This is a genomic window from Streptomyces marokkonensis, assembly GCF_039539045.1.
GTDB lineage: Bacteria > Actinomycetota > Actinomycetes > Streptomycetales > Streptomycetaceae > Streptomyces > Streptomyces marokkonensis.
The window spans coordinates 1-15,322 of the sequence record NZ_BAABCQ010000179.1 but is presented as its reverse complement, the minus strand read 5'-3'; the positions used below and the strand labels follow the sequence as shown (position 1 = coordinate 15,322).

At 70.7% G+C, this 15,322-nt stretch carries 17 protein-coding genes; 6 read left to right on the top strand and 11 right to left on the bottom strand.

The features are described 5' to 3' along the window. The first annotated feature begins 114 nt into the window (after positions 1-114). Positions 115-1,458, top strand: a complete 1,344-nt coding sequence (locus tag ABEA26_RS30555; protein ID WP_345596630.1) for a UDP-glucose dehydrogenase family protein — start codon at positions 115-117, stop codon at positions 1,456-1,458. Between the two features lie 131 nt (positions 1,459-1,589). Here ABEA26_RS30555 and ABEA26_RS30550 read toward each other — a convergent pair whose 3' ends face one another. Then, positions 1,590-2,096: a CGNR zinc finger domain-containing protein gene (locus ABEA26_RS30550; RefSeq protein WP_345596629.1), complete on the bottom strand. Its 507-nt coding sequence runs from the start codon at positions 2,094-2,096 to the stop codon at positions 1,590-1,592. Between the two features lie 91 nt (positions 2,097-2,187). Here ABEA26_RS30550 and ABEA26_RS30545 point away from each other — a divergent pair, with 91 nt between their 5' ends. Further along, complete coding sequence (locus tag ABEA26_RS30545; protein WP_345596628.1) at positions 2,188-2,547, top strand: VOC family protein; 360 nt, start codon at positions 2,188-2,190, stop codon at positions 2,545-2,547. A 38-nt stretch (positions 2,548-2,585) separates the two neighbouring features. Next, positions 2,586-2,978 carry a VOC family protein gene (locus tag ABEA26_RS30540; protein WP_345596626.1) on the top strand — a complete coding sequence of 131 codons (393 nt, stop codon included), beginning with the start codon at positions 2,586-2,588 and terminating at the stop codon, positions 2,976-2,978. Between the two features lie 28 nt (positions 2,979-3,006). Here the strand turns inward: ABEA26_RS30540 and ABEA26_RS30535 are convergent, their stop codons facing one another. The 4 genes from ABEA26_RS30535 to ABEA26_RS30520 form a co-directional block, all read right to left on the bottom strand. Next, positions 3,007-4,137, bottom strand: a complete 1,131-nt coding sequence (locus tag ABEA26_RS30535) for a dipeptidase (RefSeq protein ID WP_345596624.1) — start codon at positions 4,135-4,137, stop codon at positions 3,007-3,009. 120 nt (positions 4,138-4,257) lie between these two features. After that, positions 4,258-5,490 (bottom strand): dipeptidase, encoded by a 1,233-nt coding sequence (locus ABEA26_RS30530; RefSeq protein ID WP_345596622.1) that lies wholly within the window; start codon positions 5,488-5,490, stop codon positions 4,258-4,260. A 6-nt stretch (positions 5,491-5,496) separates the two neighbouring features. Further along, positions 5,497-6,045 carry a 5-(carboxyamino)imidazole ribonucleotide mutase gene (gene purE, locus ABEA26_RS30525; protein ID WP_345596620.1) on the bottom strand — a complete coding sequence of 183 codons (549 nt, stop codon included), beginning with the start codon at positions 6,043-6,045 and terminating at the stop codon, positions 5,497-5,499. Continuing rightward, complete coding sequence (locus ABEA26_RS30520; RefSeq protein WP_345596619.1) at positions 6,042-7,181, bottom strand: 5-(carboxyamino)imidazole ribonucleotide synthase; 1,140 nt, start codon at positions 7,179-7,181, stop codon at positions 6,042-6,044. The genes purE and ABEA26_RS30520 overlap by 4 nt, the downstream gene beginning before the upstream one ends. A 166-nt stretch (positions 7,182-7,347) precedes the next feature. On the opposite strand from ABEA26_RS30520, the gene ABEA26_RS30515 reads away from it, so the two are divergent. After that, positions 7,348-7,938, top strand: coding sequence for a GtrA family protein (locus ABEA26_RS30515; protein ID WP_345596617.1), 591 nt, complete (start codon positions 7,348-7,350; stop codon positions 7,936-7,938). Between the two features lie 47 nt (positions 7,939-7,985). Here ABEA26_RS30515 and ABEA26_RS30510 read toward each other — a convergent pair whose 3' ends face one another. Together ABEA26_RS30510 and ABEA26_RS30505 are read right to left on the bottom strand one after the other, a co-directional pair. Next, the gene (locus ABEA26_RS30510) at positions 7,986-9,260 is read right to left on the bottom strand and encodes an ATP-binding protein (RefSeq protein WP_345596615.1); all 1,275 of its coding nucleotides are present in this window, start codon (positions 9,258-9,260) and stop codon (positions 7,986-7,988) included. Positions 9,261-9,372: 112 nt separating this feature from the next. Next, positions 9,373-10,050, bottom strand: a complete 678-nt coding sequence (locus tag ABEA26_RS30505; protein ID WP_345596614.1) for a response regulator transcription factor — start codon at positions 10,048-10,050, stop codon at positions 9,373-9,375. Between the two features lie 546 nt (positions 10,051-10,596). On the opposite strand from ABEA26_RS30505, the gene ABEA26_RS30500 reads away from it, so the two are divergent. Then, positions 10,597-12,093 carry an MFS transporter gene (locus ABEA26_RS30500; protein ID WP_345596612.1) on the top strand — a complete coding sequence of 499 codons (1,497 nt, stop codon included), beginning with the start codon at positions 10,597-10,599 and terminating at the stop codon, positions 12,091-12,093. Between the two features lie 94 nt (positions 12,094-12,187). Here ABEA26_RS30500 and ABEA26_RS30495 read toward each other — a convergent pair whose 3' ends face one another. Both ABEA26_RS30495 and ABEA26_RS30490 read right to left on the bottom strand, forming a co-directional pair. Continuing rightward, complete coding sequence (locus ABEA26_RS30495; protein ID WP_345596611.1) at positions 12,188-12,382, bottom strand: DUF397 domain-containing protein; 195 nt, start codon at positions 12,380-12,382, stop codon at positions 12,188-12,190. A gap of 10 nt (positions 12,383-12,392) precedes the next feature. Further along, positions 12,393-13,247, bottom strand: a complete 855-nt coding sequence (locus tag ABEA26_RS30490; RefSeq protein WP_279562733.1) for a helix-turn-helix domain-containing protein — start codon at positions 13,245-13,247, stop codon at positions 12,393-12,395. Between the two features lie 225 nt (positions 13,248-13,472). Here ABEA26_RS30490 and ABEA26_RS30485 point away from each other — a divergent pair, with 225 nt between their 5' ends. After that, a complete protein-coding gene (locus ABEA26_RS30485) occupies positions 13,473-13,922 on the top strand; it encodes an ATP-binding protein (RefSeq protein WP_345596609.1) in 450 nt (149 codons plus the stop codon). A gap of 114 nt (positions 13,923-14,036) precedes the next feature. Here the strand turns inward: ABEA26_RS30485 and ABEA26_RS30480 are convergent, their stop codons facing one another. Both ABEA26_RS30480 and ABEA26_RS30475 read right to left on the bottom strand, forming a co-directional pair. Continuing rightward, positions 14,037-14,651 (bottom strand): ATP-binding protein, encoded by a 615-nt coding sequence (locus ABEA26_RS30480; protein ID WP_345596608.1) that lies wholly within the window; start codon positions 14,649-14,651, stop codon positions 14,037-14,039. Between the two features lie 189 nt (positions 14,652-14,840). Next, on the bottom strand, positions 14,841-15,218 hold the full coding sequence (locus ABEA26_RS30475) for an STAS domain-containing protein (RefSeq protein WP_279562730.1): 378 nt from the start codon (positions 15,216-15,218) through the stop codon (positions 14,841-14,843). Between the last annotated feature and the right edge of the window lie 104 nt (positions 15,219-15,322).

The following is a 15,322-nucleotide window of genomic DNA, read 5'->3' as shown; positions in this document are numbered from 1 at the left end:
GAGCCCCGCCCACGTCCGTGGATAGGTGAGCTTGACGACAGCCGACCGGAAGGGTTCTCGCGTGTCCCGGATATGCTCGGGCGCGCACCTTTGCCGTACACCTCTGGAGCACCCATGGCCCTCAAGATCACCGTGATCGGCACCGGCTACCTCGGCGCGACCCACGCGGCGGCCATGGCCGAGCTCGGTTTCGAGGTGCTCGGCCTGGACGTCGTTCCCGAGAAGATCGAGATGCTCCAGCGGGGCCAGGTCCCGATGTACGAGCCGGGGCTCGAGGAGCTGCTGGGCAAGCATGTCGCCGGGATCGAGGGGTCCAGCGGGCGGCTGCGCTTCACCACCGACTTCGCCGAGGTCGCGGCCTTCGGGGACGTGCACTTCCTGTGTGTGAACACGCCGCAGAAGCACGGCGAGTACGCGTGTGACATGTCGTACGTCGACTCCGCGCTGGCCTCGCTGGCGCCGCACCTGACCGGTCCCGCGCTCGTCGTCGGCAAGTCGACCGTGCCGGTGGGCTCCGCCGACCGGCTGGCCGCCTACCTCGCGGAGCACGCGCCGGCCGGGCACGACGCCGAGCTGGCCTGGAACCCGGAGTTCCTGCGCGAGGGCTTCGCCGTCAAGGACACCCTGCACCCCGACCGGATCGTGGTCGGCGTACGCAGCGAGCGGGCGGAGAGGCTGCTGCGCGAGGTGTACGCGACTCCGTTGTCGGAGGGCACGCCGTTCGTGGTCACCGACTTCCCGACGGCCGAGCTGGTGAAGACCTCCGCCAACTCCTTCCTCGCCACCAAGATCTCCTTCATCAACGCGATGGCGGAGGTGTGCGAGGCCGCCGACGGCGACGTCGCCAAACTGGCGGAGGCGATCGGGTACGACGACCGGATCGGGAAGAAGTTCCTGCGGGCCGGGATCGGGTTCGGCGGCGGCTGTCTACCGAAGGACATCCGGGCGTTCATGGCGCGCGCCGGTGAGCTGGGCGCCGACCAGGCGCTGACCTTCCTGCGCGAAATCGACTCGATCAACATGCGCCAGCGCGGCCAGATGGTGGAGCTGACCCGGCAGGCTCTGGGCGGCGGCCCCCTCCTCGGCAAGCGGATCGCGGTGCTCGGCGCCACCTTCAAGCCCGACTCGGACGACGTACGGGACTCCCCCGCGTTGAACGTCGCCGGACAGGTGCACCTCCAGGGCGCCCAGGTGACGGTGTACGACCCCAAGGGCATGGAGAACGCCCGACGGCTGTTCCCGACGCTCGGGTACGCCGACTCCGCGGTGGAGGCGGTGCGGGGCGCGGACGTCGTCCTGCACCTGACGGAGTGGCGGGAGTTCCGCGAGCTGGACCCGGACGCTCTGGGCGAGGCCGTGGCGGCCCGGGTGATCCTCGACGGGCGCAACGCCCTGGACCCGGTGGCCTGGCGCAAGGCCGGCTGGACGTACCGGGCGATGGGCCGTCCGACCGCGTAGCGCTCCGTACCCGAGGAACGCCCGATGAACGAGCGGATGACGCCGGTTCGGCCGAGGCTCAGTCGGCCGAACCGGCGTCGTTCGCATTCTGCACCACGGGGCGGCCCGGCGGCCGGTGAATCCGGGGTGGTTCATGCCTCCTTGGCCCGGTACCTGCGCATCTTGGCGCGGGCCCCGCACACCTGCATCGAGCACCAGCGGCCGCGTCCGGCCGGGCTGCGGTCGTAGTACGCCCAGTGGCAGTCGGCGGCCTCGCACGCCTTGAGCCGAATCCAGGTGCCCGCGACCAGTGCCTCGGCGACGGCGGCGGCGACGCGGGCGAGGAGGGAGCCGTCCCGGGCCGGGGCGAGGGCGGCGGAGCCGTCGCCCGTGTCGACCGTCACCACCAGCGGGGCTCCGGCCAGCAGGTCGCCCAGCGGGGTCACCGCGCGGTGCGGCGGGTGGCCGGCGTGGGCGAGCAGGGCCGCGCGCAGGGACTCGCGCAGGTCTCGGGCCGCGGGCACGTCGTCCTCCGTCAGACCGAAGGGTGCCCGGCCCTCCGCGGAGTCCAGCGAGTCGGCGCCCGTCTCGACGTCCAGCGTGTTCACCAGGGTCCTGACCAGCTCCAGGCCTCCCGGTGCGGGCGATCTCTCACTCATGGTTGCGACGTTACCGTCAATGAGGGAGTATGCGGTAATCGTTACCGGTTACCGCGTCTTGCGGGTAACCGCGGACTTCAAGGAGGAAGTCATGACTGTCGCCGAACTGGGCCCCGTCGTCCTGGACTGCCCCGACCCCCGCGCACTGGCCGGTTTCTACGCCGCCGTACTCGGCGGCACCGTCGAGGGCGAGGGCGACTGGGTCGACCTGAAGCTGCCGGGCGGGCGGGCTCTGGCGTTCCAGGCCGCCCCCGGATTCGTACCGCCGAAGTGGCCCGCGCCCGACGCCTCGCAGCAGTTCCACCTCGACCTCGACGTGAAGGACCTGGACGCGGCGGAGAAGGCCGTGCTGGAGCTGGGCGCGAGGCCGCTGGACGCGGAGGACCGCACGCGCACCTTCCGGGTTTACGCGGACCCGGCCGGGCACCCGTTCTGCCTCTGCGCCTGCTGAGCCGGACTCGGCCCACCGCACATCCCGGGAGGACCCCCATGGCACCCGTGGCACGTTTCCGATCAGTCGTCCTCGACTGTCCCGATCCCCACGCGCTGGCCCGCTTCTACGCGCGGGTCGTGGGCGGCACGCCCGAGGAGGAGTATCCGGACTGGGTGGTGCTCCGGGTGCCCGACGGACCGTGGCTGTCCTTCCAGCGGGTACCGGAGCTCACTCCGCCCCGGTGGCCGCGTTCCGACCGCGACGCCCAGCAGTTCCACCTCGACCTCGACGGCGGGGCGACCTGGGAGGAGATGGACGCGGCGCACAAGAAGGTGCTCGCGCTGGGCGCCCGGCCGCTGGACCTGGAGGACCGGGAGAAGAAGGACTTCATGGTGTACGCCGATCCGGCGGGTCACCCGTTCTGCCTGTGCCGGGTCGAACGCCCGTGACGCGTCGGCGTCCGCACGTACCCATCGTCTAACCGTCGAGCTCGGCGATCGTCGCCGTCGAAGGCTCGCGGCGCAGCTGGGCCGCCCGTGCGGTGAAGGCCGCGCCCCGCAGCACCCGCTGGACGTTGCCCCAGGTCAGCAGGGCCACGTCCGACTCGTCCCAGCCGCGTCGCAGCAGCTCGGCGATGAGCCGGGGGTAGCAGGAGGCGTCGCCGAGCTCCAGCGGATGGGCGGTGCCGGCGTCGTAGGTGCCGGACAGGCCGACACTCTGCGGGCCGGCCACCGTGCGGACGTGGTCGAGGTGGTCGGCGACGTCCCGGACGGTCGGACCGGTCTGTGCGGCGGTCAACGGCACCATGCACAGGCCCCCGGCCGCGCCCAGCTCGACGAGCAGGTCGTCGGGAAGGTTGGCGGGATGCGGGCGCAGGGCGCGGGCGGCGGAGCGGGTGCACAGTGCCGGTGCCTTGGAGATGGCGAAGGTACGGCGGATGGTGTCGGCGCAGGCGCCGGAGAGGTCGGCGAGGACGCCGAGCCTGTTCATCTCGCGCACGACCTCCTCGCCGAACCGGGTCAGTCCCTCCTCGCTCGCCCAGGACGCCCCGGACAGCGTCAGTACGCGCAGGCCGAGGGCGTGCAGGGAGCGCAGGATGCCGAGGCAGTCGCCCAGGGCGGCGGCGCCGGCCGGGCCCGGCAGCACGGCGACCCGGCCGCAGTTGCGGGCATCGATGGCCTGCCCTGCGTCGTACGCGAGGCGCAGCCCGTCCGGGTGGGCCCGCACCACCGTCTTGACCAGGTCCAGCTGCTCCAGGGTCGCGCCGACCGCCCGGTCGCCGTCGACGGCCTCGGGCAGATGCAGCGACCAGAACAGCGCGCCCACACGGCCCTCGCGCAGTCGCGGCAGATCGGTGTCGACGGCGCTCTCGCCGAGTTCCAGGTCGTACCAGGGCAGGTGCTTGAGCGTCCGGGGCAGACCGCTGTAGCCGTCGGCGACCGGGTGGGCGGCCAGTACGGCGTGGGCCCGGGCCAGCGGCTCGTCGTCCGGGTCGGACACGGGCGCGTAGGGCTCCGGCGGGAAGGCCTGGGCGGTGGGCGGCACGGGCAGATCATCGAGCCCGCCGGCTCCGGTGCGGGTGTGCAGGTCGTCCTGGAGGTCTGCCATGGCCGGCTCCGTACGGTCGTCGTGCGTTACGGTCACCGTCGCACGGAGCGGGGAGGCCTTCCTGGCGGGCGGGGCGTTCGGGGTACGAGCGCCCCACCCGGGCGAAGACGGTGGGCCGGCTCAGCCGTCCAGTTCCTCGATGGTGGCGTTGGACGGCTCCCGGGCCGCTCGCAGCCCCCGGGCCACGTCCTCGGCGGCACCCAGTACCCGGACCGCGTTCTTCCAGGTCAGCTTGGCCAGGTCGGCCCGGGACCAGCCGCGGTCGAGCAGTTCGGCGATCAGATTCGGGTAGCCGGAGACGTCGCCGAGCCCGTCCGGGGTGAAGGGCGTGCCGTCGTAGTCGCCGCCGATGCCGAGGTGGTCGACGCCCGCGGCCTCGCGCATGTGGTCGAGGTGGTCGGCGACCGTCGACACCGTGGCGACCGGGCGCGGGGTGTGCTCCTCGAAGGCGCGGTGCACCTTCATCGCCTCGGGGCTGCTGTCGAGGTGGTGGAAGCCGTGCGCGCGCATGTTCCCGTCGGCGGCGGCCGTCCAGTCCACGGCCGCCTGGAGGACGAACTTCGGCACGAACGTCACCATCGCCATGCCGCCGTTGGCGGGCAGCCGCTCCAGGACGTCGTCCGGGATGTTGCGCGGGTGGTCGCAGACGGCACGCGCGGAGGAGTGCGAGAAGATCACTGGTGCCGTCGACGTGTCCAGCGCGTCGCGCATCGTCGTGGCCGCCACGTGCGAGAGGTCGACCAGCATGCCCTCGCGGTTCATCTCCCGCACGACCTCGCGGCCGAAGGCCGACAGGCCGCCGACGCCGGACTCGTCGGTCGCCGAGTCCGCCCAGGCGATGTTGTCGTTGTGGGTGAGGGTCATGTAGCGCACGCCGAGCGCGTACAGCGCGCGGAGTGTGGCGAGCGAGTTGTCGATGGAGTGGCCGCCCTCGGCTCCCATCAGGGACGCGATCCGTCCCTCGGCGCGCGCGGCCTCCATGTCGGCGGCGGTCAGCGCGGCGCGCAGGTCCCCGGGGTGGCGGTCGATCAGCCGCCGTACGCAGTCGATCTGCTCCAGCGTCGCCGTCACCGCGCCGGGCAGGTCCGAGCGGACGTACACCGACCAGTACTGCGCGCCGACGCCGCCGGACCGCAGCCGGGCGAGGTCGGTGTGCAGGTGGGCGGACTGGTCGGCGGCGATGTCACGGGCGTCGAGGTCGTAGCGGACCTGCTCGCGCAGCGCCCAGGGCAGGTCGTTGTGGCCGTCGACGACGGGGAACTCGCGCAGCAGCTCCCGGGCCCGGTCCAGTGCGTCCGACGAGCGCCGCGAGCCCTGTGAGTTCCGTGAGTCCTGTGCTTCCGATGAGGTCATGGGCGTCTACTTCCCGAATCCGAAGGCCGCCGATCCCTCGACCTTGGTGCGCAGCCGCTTGCCCTTCTCGGTGGCCTGGTCGTTCAGGTCCTGCTGGAACTCGCGCATGCGGGCGAGGAGCTCCTCGTCGTGCGCGGCGAGCATCCGCGCGGCCAGCAGCCCGGCGTTGCGGGCGCCGCCGACGGAGACGGTGGCGACGGGCACGCCGGCCGGCATCTGCACGATGGACAGGAGGCTGTCCATGCCGTCGAGGTACTTCAGCGGCACCGGCACGCCGATGACCGGCAGCGGGGTGACGGAGGCGAGCATGCCGGGCAGGTGGGCGGCGCCCCCGGCCCCGGCGATGACCGCCTTCAGACCACGGCCGGCGGCCTGCTCGCCGTACGCGATCATCTCGCGCGGCATGCGGTGCGCGGAGACGACGTCGACCTCGTAGGCGATCTCGAACTCGTCGAGTGCCTTGGCGGCGGCCTCCATGACGGGCCAGTCGGAGTCGGACCCCATGACGATGCCCACGACCGGACCCGACGGGCTTACCGGGCTTCCCGCGTTCATTCGGTGATCGTCCCTCTCAGGTAACCGGCAGCGTGACGGGCGCGCTCCAGCACGTCGTCCAGGTCGTCGCCGTAGGTGTTGACGTGGCCGACCTTGCGGCCGGGCTTCACGTCCTTGCCGTACATGTGGATCTTCAGCTGGGGGTCGCGGGCCATGCAGTGCAAGTACGCGGAGTACATGTCCGGATAGTCACCGCCGAGGACGTTGACCATGACCGTCCACGGGGCGCGCGGGCGCGGGTCGCCGAGGGGGAGGTCGAGGACGGCGCGGACGTGGTTGGCGAACTGCGACGTGATCGCGCCGTCCATCGTCCAGTGGCCGGAGTTGTGCGGGCGCATCGCCAGTTCGTTGACGAGGACGCGGCCGTCGCGGGTCTGGAACAGCTCGACGGCGAGGTGGCCGACGACGTCCAGTTCCTTGGCGATGCTGAGCGCCATCTCCTCGGCCCTGAGCGCCAAGGTCCCGTCGAGGTCGGGGGCGGGCGCGATCACCGTGTCGCAGACGCCCTTCACCTGCTGGGACTCGACGACGGGGTACGCCACGGCCTGGCCGTGCGGGGAGCGGACCACGTTGGCGGCCAGCTCGCGGACGAAGTCGACCTTCTCCTCCGCCAGCACGGGCACACCGGCGCGGAAGGGCTCGGCGGCCTCCTCGACGGAGTCCACCACCCACACGCCCTTGCCGTCGTAACCGCCGCGCACGGTCTTGAGGACGACGGGGAAACCGTCGCCCTCGTCCGCGAAGGCGGCCACGTCGGCCGGATCGCGCACGATCCGGTGCCGTGGGCAGGGCACGCCGATCGCGTCGAGTCGCGCGCGCATCACGCCCTTGTCCTGGGCGTGCACGAGCGCGTCGGGACCGGGGCGCACGGGGATGCCGTCCGCCTCCAGTGCCTTGAGGTGCTCGGTCGGCACGTGCTCGTGATCAAAGGTGATCACGTCACAGCCGCGCGCGAACTCGCGCAACGTGTCCAGGTCGCGATAGTCGCCGACGACGACTTCGTTCACGACCTGCGCCGCAGAGTCCTGAGGAGTGTCACTGAGAAGCTTGAACCTGATGCCCAACGGGATGCCCGACTCGTGTGTCATACGAGCGAGCTGGCCACCGCCGACCATACCGACTACCGGGAACGTCACCCCCCTAGCGTATCGGCCGCGCGGGGCCCACCTGTTTACCGGCCGTTTCCCCGGCGGTCCTGGCCGCCGTTCCCGTCACGCCTGGTCCGTCCGCAGGAAGATCGCGCTTCCGGGTGGTTAGCATGAACGGATTGACGCCAACCGATGGACGGGGGCCTGCACAACCATGGAACATGGTTCCTCGGGTGCTCATACGGCTCCCTCGACGCCTCCGGCGTCACCCACCCCCCCGGCACCGCGCGGCCCCGTGCGACAGCGGATCGAAGGGCTGGTCCGCGAGGTCGTGAAGTTCGGCGCGGTGGGCGGCGCGGGGGTTCTGGTCAACCTCCTCGTCTTCAACCTGATCCGGCACGTGACCGACCTCCACGTGGTGCGGGCCAGCATCATCGCGACCGTCGTCGCGATCGCCTTCAACTACCTGGGTTTCCGCTACTTCACCTACCGGGACCGCGACAAGAGCCGCCGGACCCGCGAGATGTCGCTGTTCCTGCTGTTCAGCGCGGTCGGCCTGGTGATCGAGAACGGCGTGCTGTACACGGCGACGTACGGCTTCGGCTGGGACAGCCCGCTGCAGAGCAACATCTTCAAGTTCCTCGGCATCGGCATCGGCACGCTGTTCCGCTTCTGGTCGTACCGCAGCTGGGTGTTCCGCGCACGGCCGGCCCGCGAGCCGGTGACGCGGGCGGAGACCTTCCTGGAGCACGAGGATCCGACGGCGCTGCGCGCCCCGGACGGCGCCCCCGCGACACAGCGCTGACGGCGGGCCGGGGCCGTCCTCCCCGCGTGGTACGCGCAGTGGTACGCCTAGCGCACCGTGTCCCCCGAGTCCCCGGACGACTTCTTCGACGGCGGCGTGCGCGACAGGAACAGGCCGAACACCGGGGGGCGGCTCTGGAGGAGCTCCAGCCGGCCGCCGTCCGCCTCGGCCAGGTCCCGGGCGACGGCGAGGCCGATGCCCGTCGAGTTCCGCCCGCTGATCGCGCGCTCGAAGATCCGCGCCCCCAGGTCGGCCGGGACGCCGAGCCCCTCGTCGGTGACCTCGACCACCGCCTGGTTGCCGGTCACCCGGGTCCGCAGGGCAACCGTGCCGCCCCCGTGCATCAGGGAGTTCTCGATCAGCGCGGCCAGCACCTGCGCCACGGCGCCCGGGGTGCCCACGGCCGTCAGATGCCGTTTGCCGGAGCTGACGATCGCCCGTCCCTCGCTCCGGTAGGCGGGGCGCCACTCGTCGATCTGCTGCTGGATGACGTCGTCCAGCTCGAAGGTGACGGCGGAGCCGCTGCGCGGGTCGCGGGAGTTCGTCAGCAGCCGGTCCACGACGTCCGTCAGCCGCTCCACCTGCGACAGCGCGATCGTCGCCTCCTCCTTCACCGTTTCCGGCTCGTCGGTGAGGGTGATCTCCTCCAGCCGCATGGACAGCGCGGTCAGCGGCGTACGCAGCTGGTGGGAGGCGTCGGCGGCCAGGCGGCGCTCGGCGGTGAGCATCCGGGCGATGCGCTCGGCGGAGGAGTCCAGCACGTCCGCGACGCGGTCCAGCTCGGGGACGCCGTAGCGCTTGTGCCTCGGGCGTGGGTCGCCGGAGCCGAGACGTTCGGCGGTCTCGGCGAGGTCGGTGAGCGGGGAAGCGAGCCGGTTGGCCTGCCGGATCGCCAGCAGCACCGCGGCGATCACCGCGAGCAGCGCCACCAGGCCGATGATCAGCAGGGTCCGGCCGACCTCACGGGTCACCGCGGAGCTCGGCTCCTCGACGAGGACGGTCTCGCCCTCCTCGCCGGTGGCCTTGCCGCGGATGACCTCGCCGGTCGGTCGGCTGCCGACCTCGATGACCGGCTTGCCGGGGATCCGGATCTCGGCGTACCGGGCGTCCCTGACCTGCTCCCGCAGGAACTTGGCGTCGACCGATCCGGTGCCGAGCAGCCGACTGTCCACGATGCTGGCCAGCCGCACCGCCTCCAGATCGACCCGCTCCTGGGCGGAGCTGCTGATCGTACGGGTCTCGACGATCACGAGTGAGACGCCGAACACGGCGATCACGATGAGCACCACGGCGAGCGTGGACTGGATCAGTCGACGGCGCATGTCCTCTTACCCGGGCAGGCCCCTGCGGGCGCTCAGCTCTTCTCGATGCTCGGTTCTTCTCGGAGCGGTTCTTCTCGGAGCGATCTTCTCGGAGATCGGTTCTTCTCGGAGATCAGTTCTTCTCGAAACGGAAGCCGACGCCGCGCACGGTGGCGATGTAGCGGGGGTTCGCCGCGTCGTCCCCCAGCTTCTTGCGCAGCCAGGAGATGTGCATGTCGAGGGTCTTGGTCGACGACCACCAGGTGGTGTCCCAGACCTCGCGCATCAACTGGTCGCGGGTGACGACCCGGCCGGCGTCGCGCACCAGCACCCGCAGCAGGTCGAACTCCTTGGCGGTGAGCTGGAGCTCCTCCTCGCCCATCCAGGCACGGTGCGACTCGACGTCGATGCGCACACCGTGCGTCGCGGGCGGCTGCGGGGGCTCGACGGAACCGCGCCGCAGCAGGGCGCGAACCCGGGCGAGCAGCTCGGCGAGGCGAAAGGGCTTGGTGACGTAGTCGTCGGCGCCCGCGTCCAGTCCGACGACGGTGTCCACCTCGTCGGCGCGCGCGGTCAGGATCAGGATCGGCACGGCGTGGCCCTCGGACCGCAGCCGGCGGGCGACCTCCAGCCCGTCCATGCCCGGCAGGCCCAGGTCCAGCACGACCAGGTCGATGCCTCCCTGCAGGCCGGCGTCGAGTGCGGTGGGTCCGTCCTCACGCACCTCGACCTCGTACCCTTCCCGGCGCAGTGCGCGGGCCAGTGGCTCCGAGATGGACGCGTCGTCCTCGGCGAGCAGTACACGGGTCATGAGCTGATGGTAGTCCGCTCGGAGCAGCGCCCGGGGCGTGATCGATCCGAGCGCCTCTCACCCGCGGACAAGCCGGGCATCCGCCGCGTGGCCTGCCCGCTCGGCCCACGGCCGACCCCCCTGTACGAACCTGCGGCTGTGGGGTGCCATCCTGTGAAGGACCTTCGAAAGATCGTTCGCGGTTCCAGTATCACCTGTGATCCGCGTCTCAAGTCCTTCCATACCGGGCGGTGTCCTGCCGTATGGTGAATCAGCGCCTGTAGCACCCAGGGGACCCTTTGGCGACAGTACGACGCTGAGGGTCTCTTTTGTGTGCGGGCCGGCCCCCACGGCCGGCCTTGAAAGGAATGACCTGTGGCCGGGCCTCAACGCGTGCAGTGCCGCGCGCGGAGGCGTGGATCCCGGTGGCCGCCGTCCACCGCTTCGTGATCCGGAGCGGAATCCCTCAGGCGTGGGGTGGACGGGTGACGAGCCGCCGGTGCCGGCCGCCTCCCCCACCGGGCGCGCATCGCCTCATGAGCGCGTCCCGACCAGCAAGGATCGACCATGGCGTCCAGCCTGACGAAGGACTCGGTCTCTCCGGGCACCCCCGGATCCGAGAAGACCTTCTTCGGCCACCCCCGCGGACTGGCCACTCTCTTCATGACCGAGATGTGGGAGCGTTTCTCCTACTACGGCATGAGGGCTCTGCTCCCGCTCTACCTGGTGGCCCCCGGCGGTCTCGGCATGAACGCCGGCACCGCGACCGCGATCTACTCGGTGTACCTCTCGCTGGTGTACCTGCTCACGATGCCGGGCGGCTGGTTCGGCGACCGTGTCTGGGGACCCCGCAGGACCGTCGCCGTCGCCGGTGGCGTGATCATGCTCGGCCACCTCACGCTGGCGCTGCCGTCCTCCGGCACGTTCTTCGCGGGCCTCGGTCTGGTCGCCATCGGCTCGGGTCTACTGAAGGCCAACATCTCCACGATGGTCGGCCAGCTCTACAGCGGCCCCGACGACCCGCGTCGCGACGGTGGCTTCACCGTCTTCTACATGGGCATCAACCTCGGTGCCTTCGCCGCGCCGCTGATCATCGGCACCATCGGTGAGAACGTCAACTGGCACCTGGGCTTCGCGCTCGCCGCGGTCGGCATGGGTCTGGGCGTGGTGCAGTTCCTGCTCGGCAGCCGTCACCTGGCACCGCACTCCAGCGTGGTCCCGAAGCCGCTGTCGGCGGCGGAGAAGACCTCCACCCTGCGCAAGGCCGCGTTCTGGGCCGCCCTCGCCGTCGTCTTCTACGCGATCGTCGGCTTCTCCGGCACCTACACCCTGAACTGGATCCTGGTCCCGCTGACCCTGCTCGGCGTGATCATCCCGGTGCTGGTGCTGACCCGCATCAAGCGCGACAAGGACCTGGACCGCGCCGAGCAGTCGAAGATGTCCGCGTACATCTGGTTCTTCGTCGCCGCGGCCATCTTCTGGATGATCTACGACCAGGGCGGCTCGACCCTGTCGCTCTTCGCCGACTCCTCCACCGACACCCGCGTCTTCGGCTGGGAGTTCCCGGTCTCCTGGTTCCAGTCGGTCAACCCGGTCATCATCATGGCCCTGGCCCCGGTCTTCGCCACGGTGTGGCTGGCGCTCGCGCGGCGCGGCAAGGAGCCGAGCACGATCGTCAAGTTCTCCTTCGGCCTGGTCCTGGTCGGCGCGTCCTTCTTCCTCTTCCTGGCCCCGCTGTCCATCGCGGAGGGCGGCCACAAGGCTGCCGCGCTGTGGCTGGTGGCGATCTACTTCGTGCAGACCTGCGGTGAGCTGATGCTCTCCCCGGTCGGCCTGTCGGTCACCACGAAGATGGCGCCCGTGAAGTACGCCTCGCAGATGATGGGTGTCTGGTTCCTGGCCGTCACCGCCGGTGACGCGACGACCGGTCTGCTCTCCATCGCCGGCGTCGACCTGAACAAGACGGGCATCGTGGCCGCGGAGGCCACGCTCGCCGTGGTCGCCGGTATCGCGATCTGGATGTACCGCAAGCGCGTCAAGGAACTCATGGGCGACGTGCGCTGAGCCGATCCGGCCTGGCGGTCCTGTTCCGCGGAGGGTCATCGCGTCCGGGTGGACGCGGTGGCCCTCCGGGCGTTCGGGGACGAGGCTTTGCGGGTTACGGGCAGCTCTCCGCGTCTGCTCTCGCCATGCCCGAGAGGAAGTCCGCCCATGCGGTGCGGGGGAATGCGAGGTGCGCTTCCGCGCGGTTCTTGGAGTCGCGGACCAGGGTGACGGTCGCGGTGGTGGCTATCTCGACGCAGTTCGAACCGTCGGGGCTGTAGGTGGACTTGCGCCAGGTGAGGGGCTGCACGTTCTTCCTTTCAGAGGCTCTGGGTGAGGTGTTCGATGAACTTGCGGGACTCGGCGGCATCGAGCGCGCAGGTCTCCATGCGGTCGAGGAGCGTCCGGTACTTCGAGAGCTGGGCCTCCGCGTCCAAGAACTCGCACCCGCCGTGGTGGGTGTCCAACTGGACGGTGTCGAGTTGAGGGACCGGGCCAGCCGCGTAGTCGAAGGGCTGGCCGTTACCCGGGAAGTGAGGCGAGGCGTACGGGATGACCCGAACGGTCACGTTGCCCTGTTCGCTCAGTTCGAGGATGTGGAGCAGCTGGGCACGGGTGACGTCAGGTCCTCCGTACTGCATCCGCAGCGCTGCCTCGTGCACCAGGGCCGTGTAGGGGATGCCTCCGGCGCGATGGAGGACCTCCTGCCGCTTGATGCGGTACGAGAGGCGGTGCTCGAGCTCGTACGACCGGAAGGGCGGAACGGCTTCCCTGAGCATGGCCCGGGCGTGATCGGCAGTCTGCAACAGCGCGGGGATGTGTAGCGGGAGGGCCACGCGCAGCGCCGTCGCGTGGTGTTCCAGTTCCGCCAGATCGATCAGGCCAACCGGGAGATATTCCCGGTAGTCGTCCCACCAGCCACGGGTGCGGCCGCCCGTCATGGCGACCAGCGCCTCCACCAGTGCTTCGTCGGGGGAGCTGTACGCGCGAGCGAGGGTACGCACCCGCTCCGCGCCCACGGCATAGCGGCCCGACTCAATGCTGCTGATCTGCGCCTGTTTGAGACCGAGGAGTGCCGCAGCAGCGGTCGAGGTCAGGCCCGAATGTTCACGGAGCTTGCGGAGTTCGGCGCCGAGGCGTTGCTGGCGCAAGGTGGGCGGGGTGCTGGGCGGCACGGTCCTTCTCTCGTCACGGCGCGCTCCCTCGCGTCACTCGCACGAGGGAAATGTAAATCCTTTGCTCTGTTCGATGTTAAGTATCACATCGAACCCTCTATGGTGAGTTTCGCTTCACCGCCCAACCTCCCGCCCCCGTAAGCCGGAAGCGCACCCCACAGGCACAGCCACCGCTCGGCGCGGCCGTTGGGCAGCCGAACCCCCTCGCTCCAGAAAGGCTGCTTCATGGGCACCGTATCCCCGTCCGACACCTGGGCGTACGCCCTCCGCCTGCCGCACGACCCGAGAGCCGCACGCGTCGCACGCATGACCGTACGGGCCGCCCTCGGCGGGCACGGGCGGCACGAAGTGCTGGACACCGTCGAGTTGTTGACGTCGGAGCTGGTCACCAACGCCTACCGGCACACCCGCGGACCGTGCTCGCTGCGCCTCACCGCACTGAGTGACGGGCGGCTGCGAGTCGGGGTGTGGGACAGCCACCCGCACATTCCCTCGCCCTTCGCGGAACCGCCGGGAGAGCGCCGTACGACGCCCGCCCCGCCGGGGGACGCGGAGGGCGGGCGCGGGCTGCACCTCGTGCGGGCGTGCGCGGACTCGTGGGGTGGATGGTCGCTGGGTGACGACCTGCTCGCGAGGGGCGCGGGGAAGCTGCTGTGGTTCGAGGTGAGGGGGTAGCGCCGGGGTCTGGGGCGGAGCCCCAGGAGGGGGACTCCTCGGCCGACCGAGACGGGTGGGCGGGTGGGAAAAGACCGGAAGAGCGCCACAGGCCCCCGCACCGCAGGCACACGCCTACGCCGGCGTCCCCAGCTCCGCCCACACCCGCTTGCCCGCGACCCCCGGCGTACGGACCACGCCCCAGTCCAGGCACAGCCGCTGCACGATGAACATGCCGTGTCCGCCGGGACGCCCGGCGCGGTGCGGGGTGCGCGGCGCCGGCTGCCCCGTGCCCCGGTCGGAGACCTCCAGCCGGATCACCTTCTTCTCACAGGTGATCCACAGCTCGTCCGGCCCCTCGGCGTGCAGACAGGCGTTGGTGACCAACTCGGACACCACGAGCAGTACGTCCTCGGCGGCGGCACGCTGGTCCGCGGTGGTGGAGGGCAGCCATCCCCAGGCGTACAGCGCCTGGCGGGTGAAGTCACGAGCGAGCGGGACCACCCCGCTCTGGTCGTCGAAGCTGAGCCTGCGGACCTGCCGCCCCCGGCCACCCGCGGACGGAGCCGTGGAGGTGCGCCCGGAAGCAGACGGGGACGCGGACACGGACCCGCCGATCACGGCGGCCTGTCCCGCGGGAACGCCCCCCTCGGACTCCCCGGTCCCGGGCGCGTCCCCCTCGGACGCCCCGGAAGCGCCGCTGGGCTCCGGACCACGGTCGCCCGGCGAGTAGGGCCGGGTGGTGCTCATCAGCGCTTCACCTCACCGATTCACCAGTTCACGTTTCAAAGTCGTACGTCGTACACAGTCGGTTCAGGGGGTCTCCTGCCCGACCGGACCGTCCGAACACCCCTGTATTCGGCACGAAACATCGGACGGGGTGAAAACCCCTGTCCCAGGGGGCGCGCGAGACCCCTCGCCGGCCGGACAAGGACCCGCTCAGCCGGTCGCGTCGGCCAGGGCGGCCTCAAGCGTGTCATGGAGGGTGAAGACCGCTTCGGCCCCCGTGATCTCGAACACGCGAGCCACTACGGGCTGCATGGCCACCAGATGCACACCGCCCCCCGCGGCCTCCGCCTTCAACCGCGCGCCGAGCAGGACGTTGAGCCCTGTGGAGTCGCAGAACTCCAGACGCGAACAGTCGACGACAAGCCGGTTGAATCCCTTGGCGAGACAGTCCTCCAGCGGCTCGCGCAACAGATCGGCGGTGTGATGATCCAACTCACCCGCCGGAGTCACGACGGCACTGGGGCCCTCGTCCCGCACCTCCACCAGTAGCCGGCCCGACTGGGCACTGCCGACCGTCCCGCGGTCCATGCCGTTTCTCTCTCCCGAGGTCGTGACTGCTTGCTGACGCCCTCGAACACTACGCCTTCCCACCGCACTCCGACACCCGAACAACCGCACACAAACGGACATAC

What these genes read in the sequence shown, in the direction of transcription:
- ABEA26_RS30555 (WP_345596630.1), top strand. Translation starts at nt 115, where the DNA reads ATGGCCCTCAAGATCACCGTGATCGGCACCGGCTACCTCGGCGCGACC.
- ABEA26_RS30550 (WP_345596629.1), bottom strand. Translation starts at nt 2,096, where the DNA reads ATGAGTGAGAGATCGCCCGCACCGGGAGGCCTGGAGCTGGTCAGGACC.
- ABEA26_RS30545 (WP_345596628.1), top strand. Translation starts at nt 2,188, where the DNA reads ATGACTGTCGCCGAACTGGGCCCCGTCGTCCTGGACTGCCCCGACCCC.
- ABEA26_RS30540 (WP_345596626.1), top strand. Translation starts at nt 2,586, where the DNA reads ATGGCACCCGTGGCACGTTTCCGATCAGTCGTCCTCGACTGTCCCGAT.
- ABEA26_RS30535 (WP_345596624.1), bottom strand. Translation starts at nt 4,137, where the DNA reads ATGGCAGACCTCCAGGACGACCTGCACACCCGCACCGGAGCCGGCGGG.
- ABEA26_RS30530 (WP_345596622.1), bottom strand. Translation starts at nt 5,490, where the DNA reads ATGACCTCATCGGAAGCACAGGACTCACGGAACTCACAGGGCTCGCGG.
- purE (WP_345596620.1), bottom strand. Translation starts at nt 6,045, where the DNA reads ATGAACGCGGGAAGCCCGGTAAGCCCGTCGGGTCCGGTCGTGGGCATC.
- ABEA26_RS30515 (WP_345596617.1), top strand. Translation starts at nt 7,348, where the DNA reads ATGGAACATGGTTCCTCGGGTGCTCATACGGCTCCCTCGACGCCTCCG.
- ABEA26_RS30510 (WP_345596615.1), bottom strand. Translation starts at nt 9,260, where the DNA reads ATGCGCCGTCGACTGATCCAGTCCACGCTCGCCGTGGTGCTCATCGTG.
- ABEA26_RS30505 (WP_345596614.1), bottom strand. Translation starts at nt 10,050, where the DNA reads ATGACCCGTGTACTGCTCGCCGAGGACGACGCGTCCATCTCGGAGCCA.
- ABEA26_RS30500 (WP_345596612.1), top strand. Translation starts at nt 10,597, where the DNA reads ATGGCGTCCAGCCTGACGAAGGACTCGGTCTCTCCGGGCACCCCCGGA.
- ABEA26_RS30485 (WP_345596609.1), top strand. Translation starts at nt 13,473, where the DNA reads ATGGGCACCGTATCCCCGTCCGACACCTGGGCGTACGCCCTCCGCCTG.
- ABEA26_RS30480 (WP_345596608.1), bottom strand. Translation starts at nt 14,651, where the DNA reads ATGAGCACCACCCGGCCCTACTCGCCGGGCGACCGTGGTCCGGAGCCC.
- ABEA26_RS30475 (WP_279562730.1), bottom strand. Translation starts at nt 15,218, where the DNA reads ATGGACCGCGGGACGGTCGGCAGTGCCCAGTCGGGCCGGCTACTGGTG.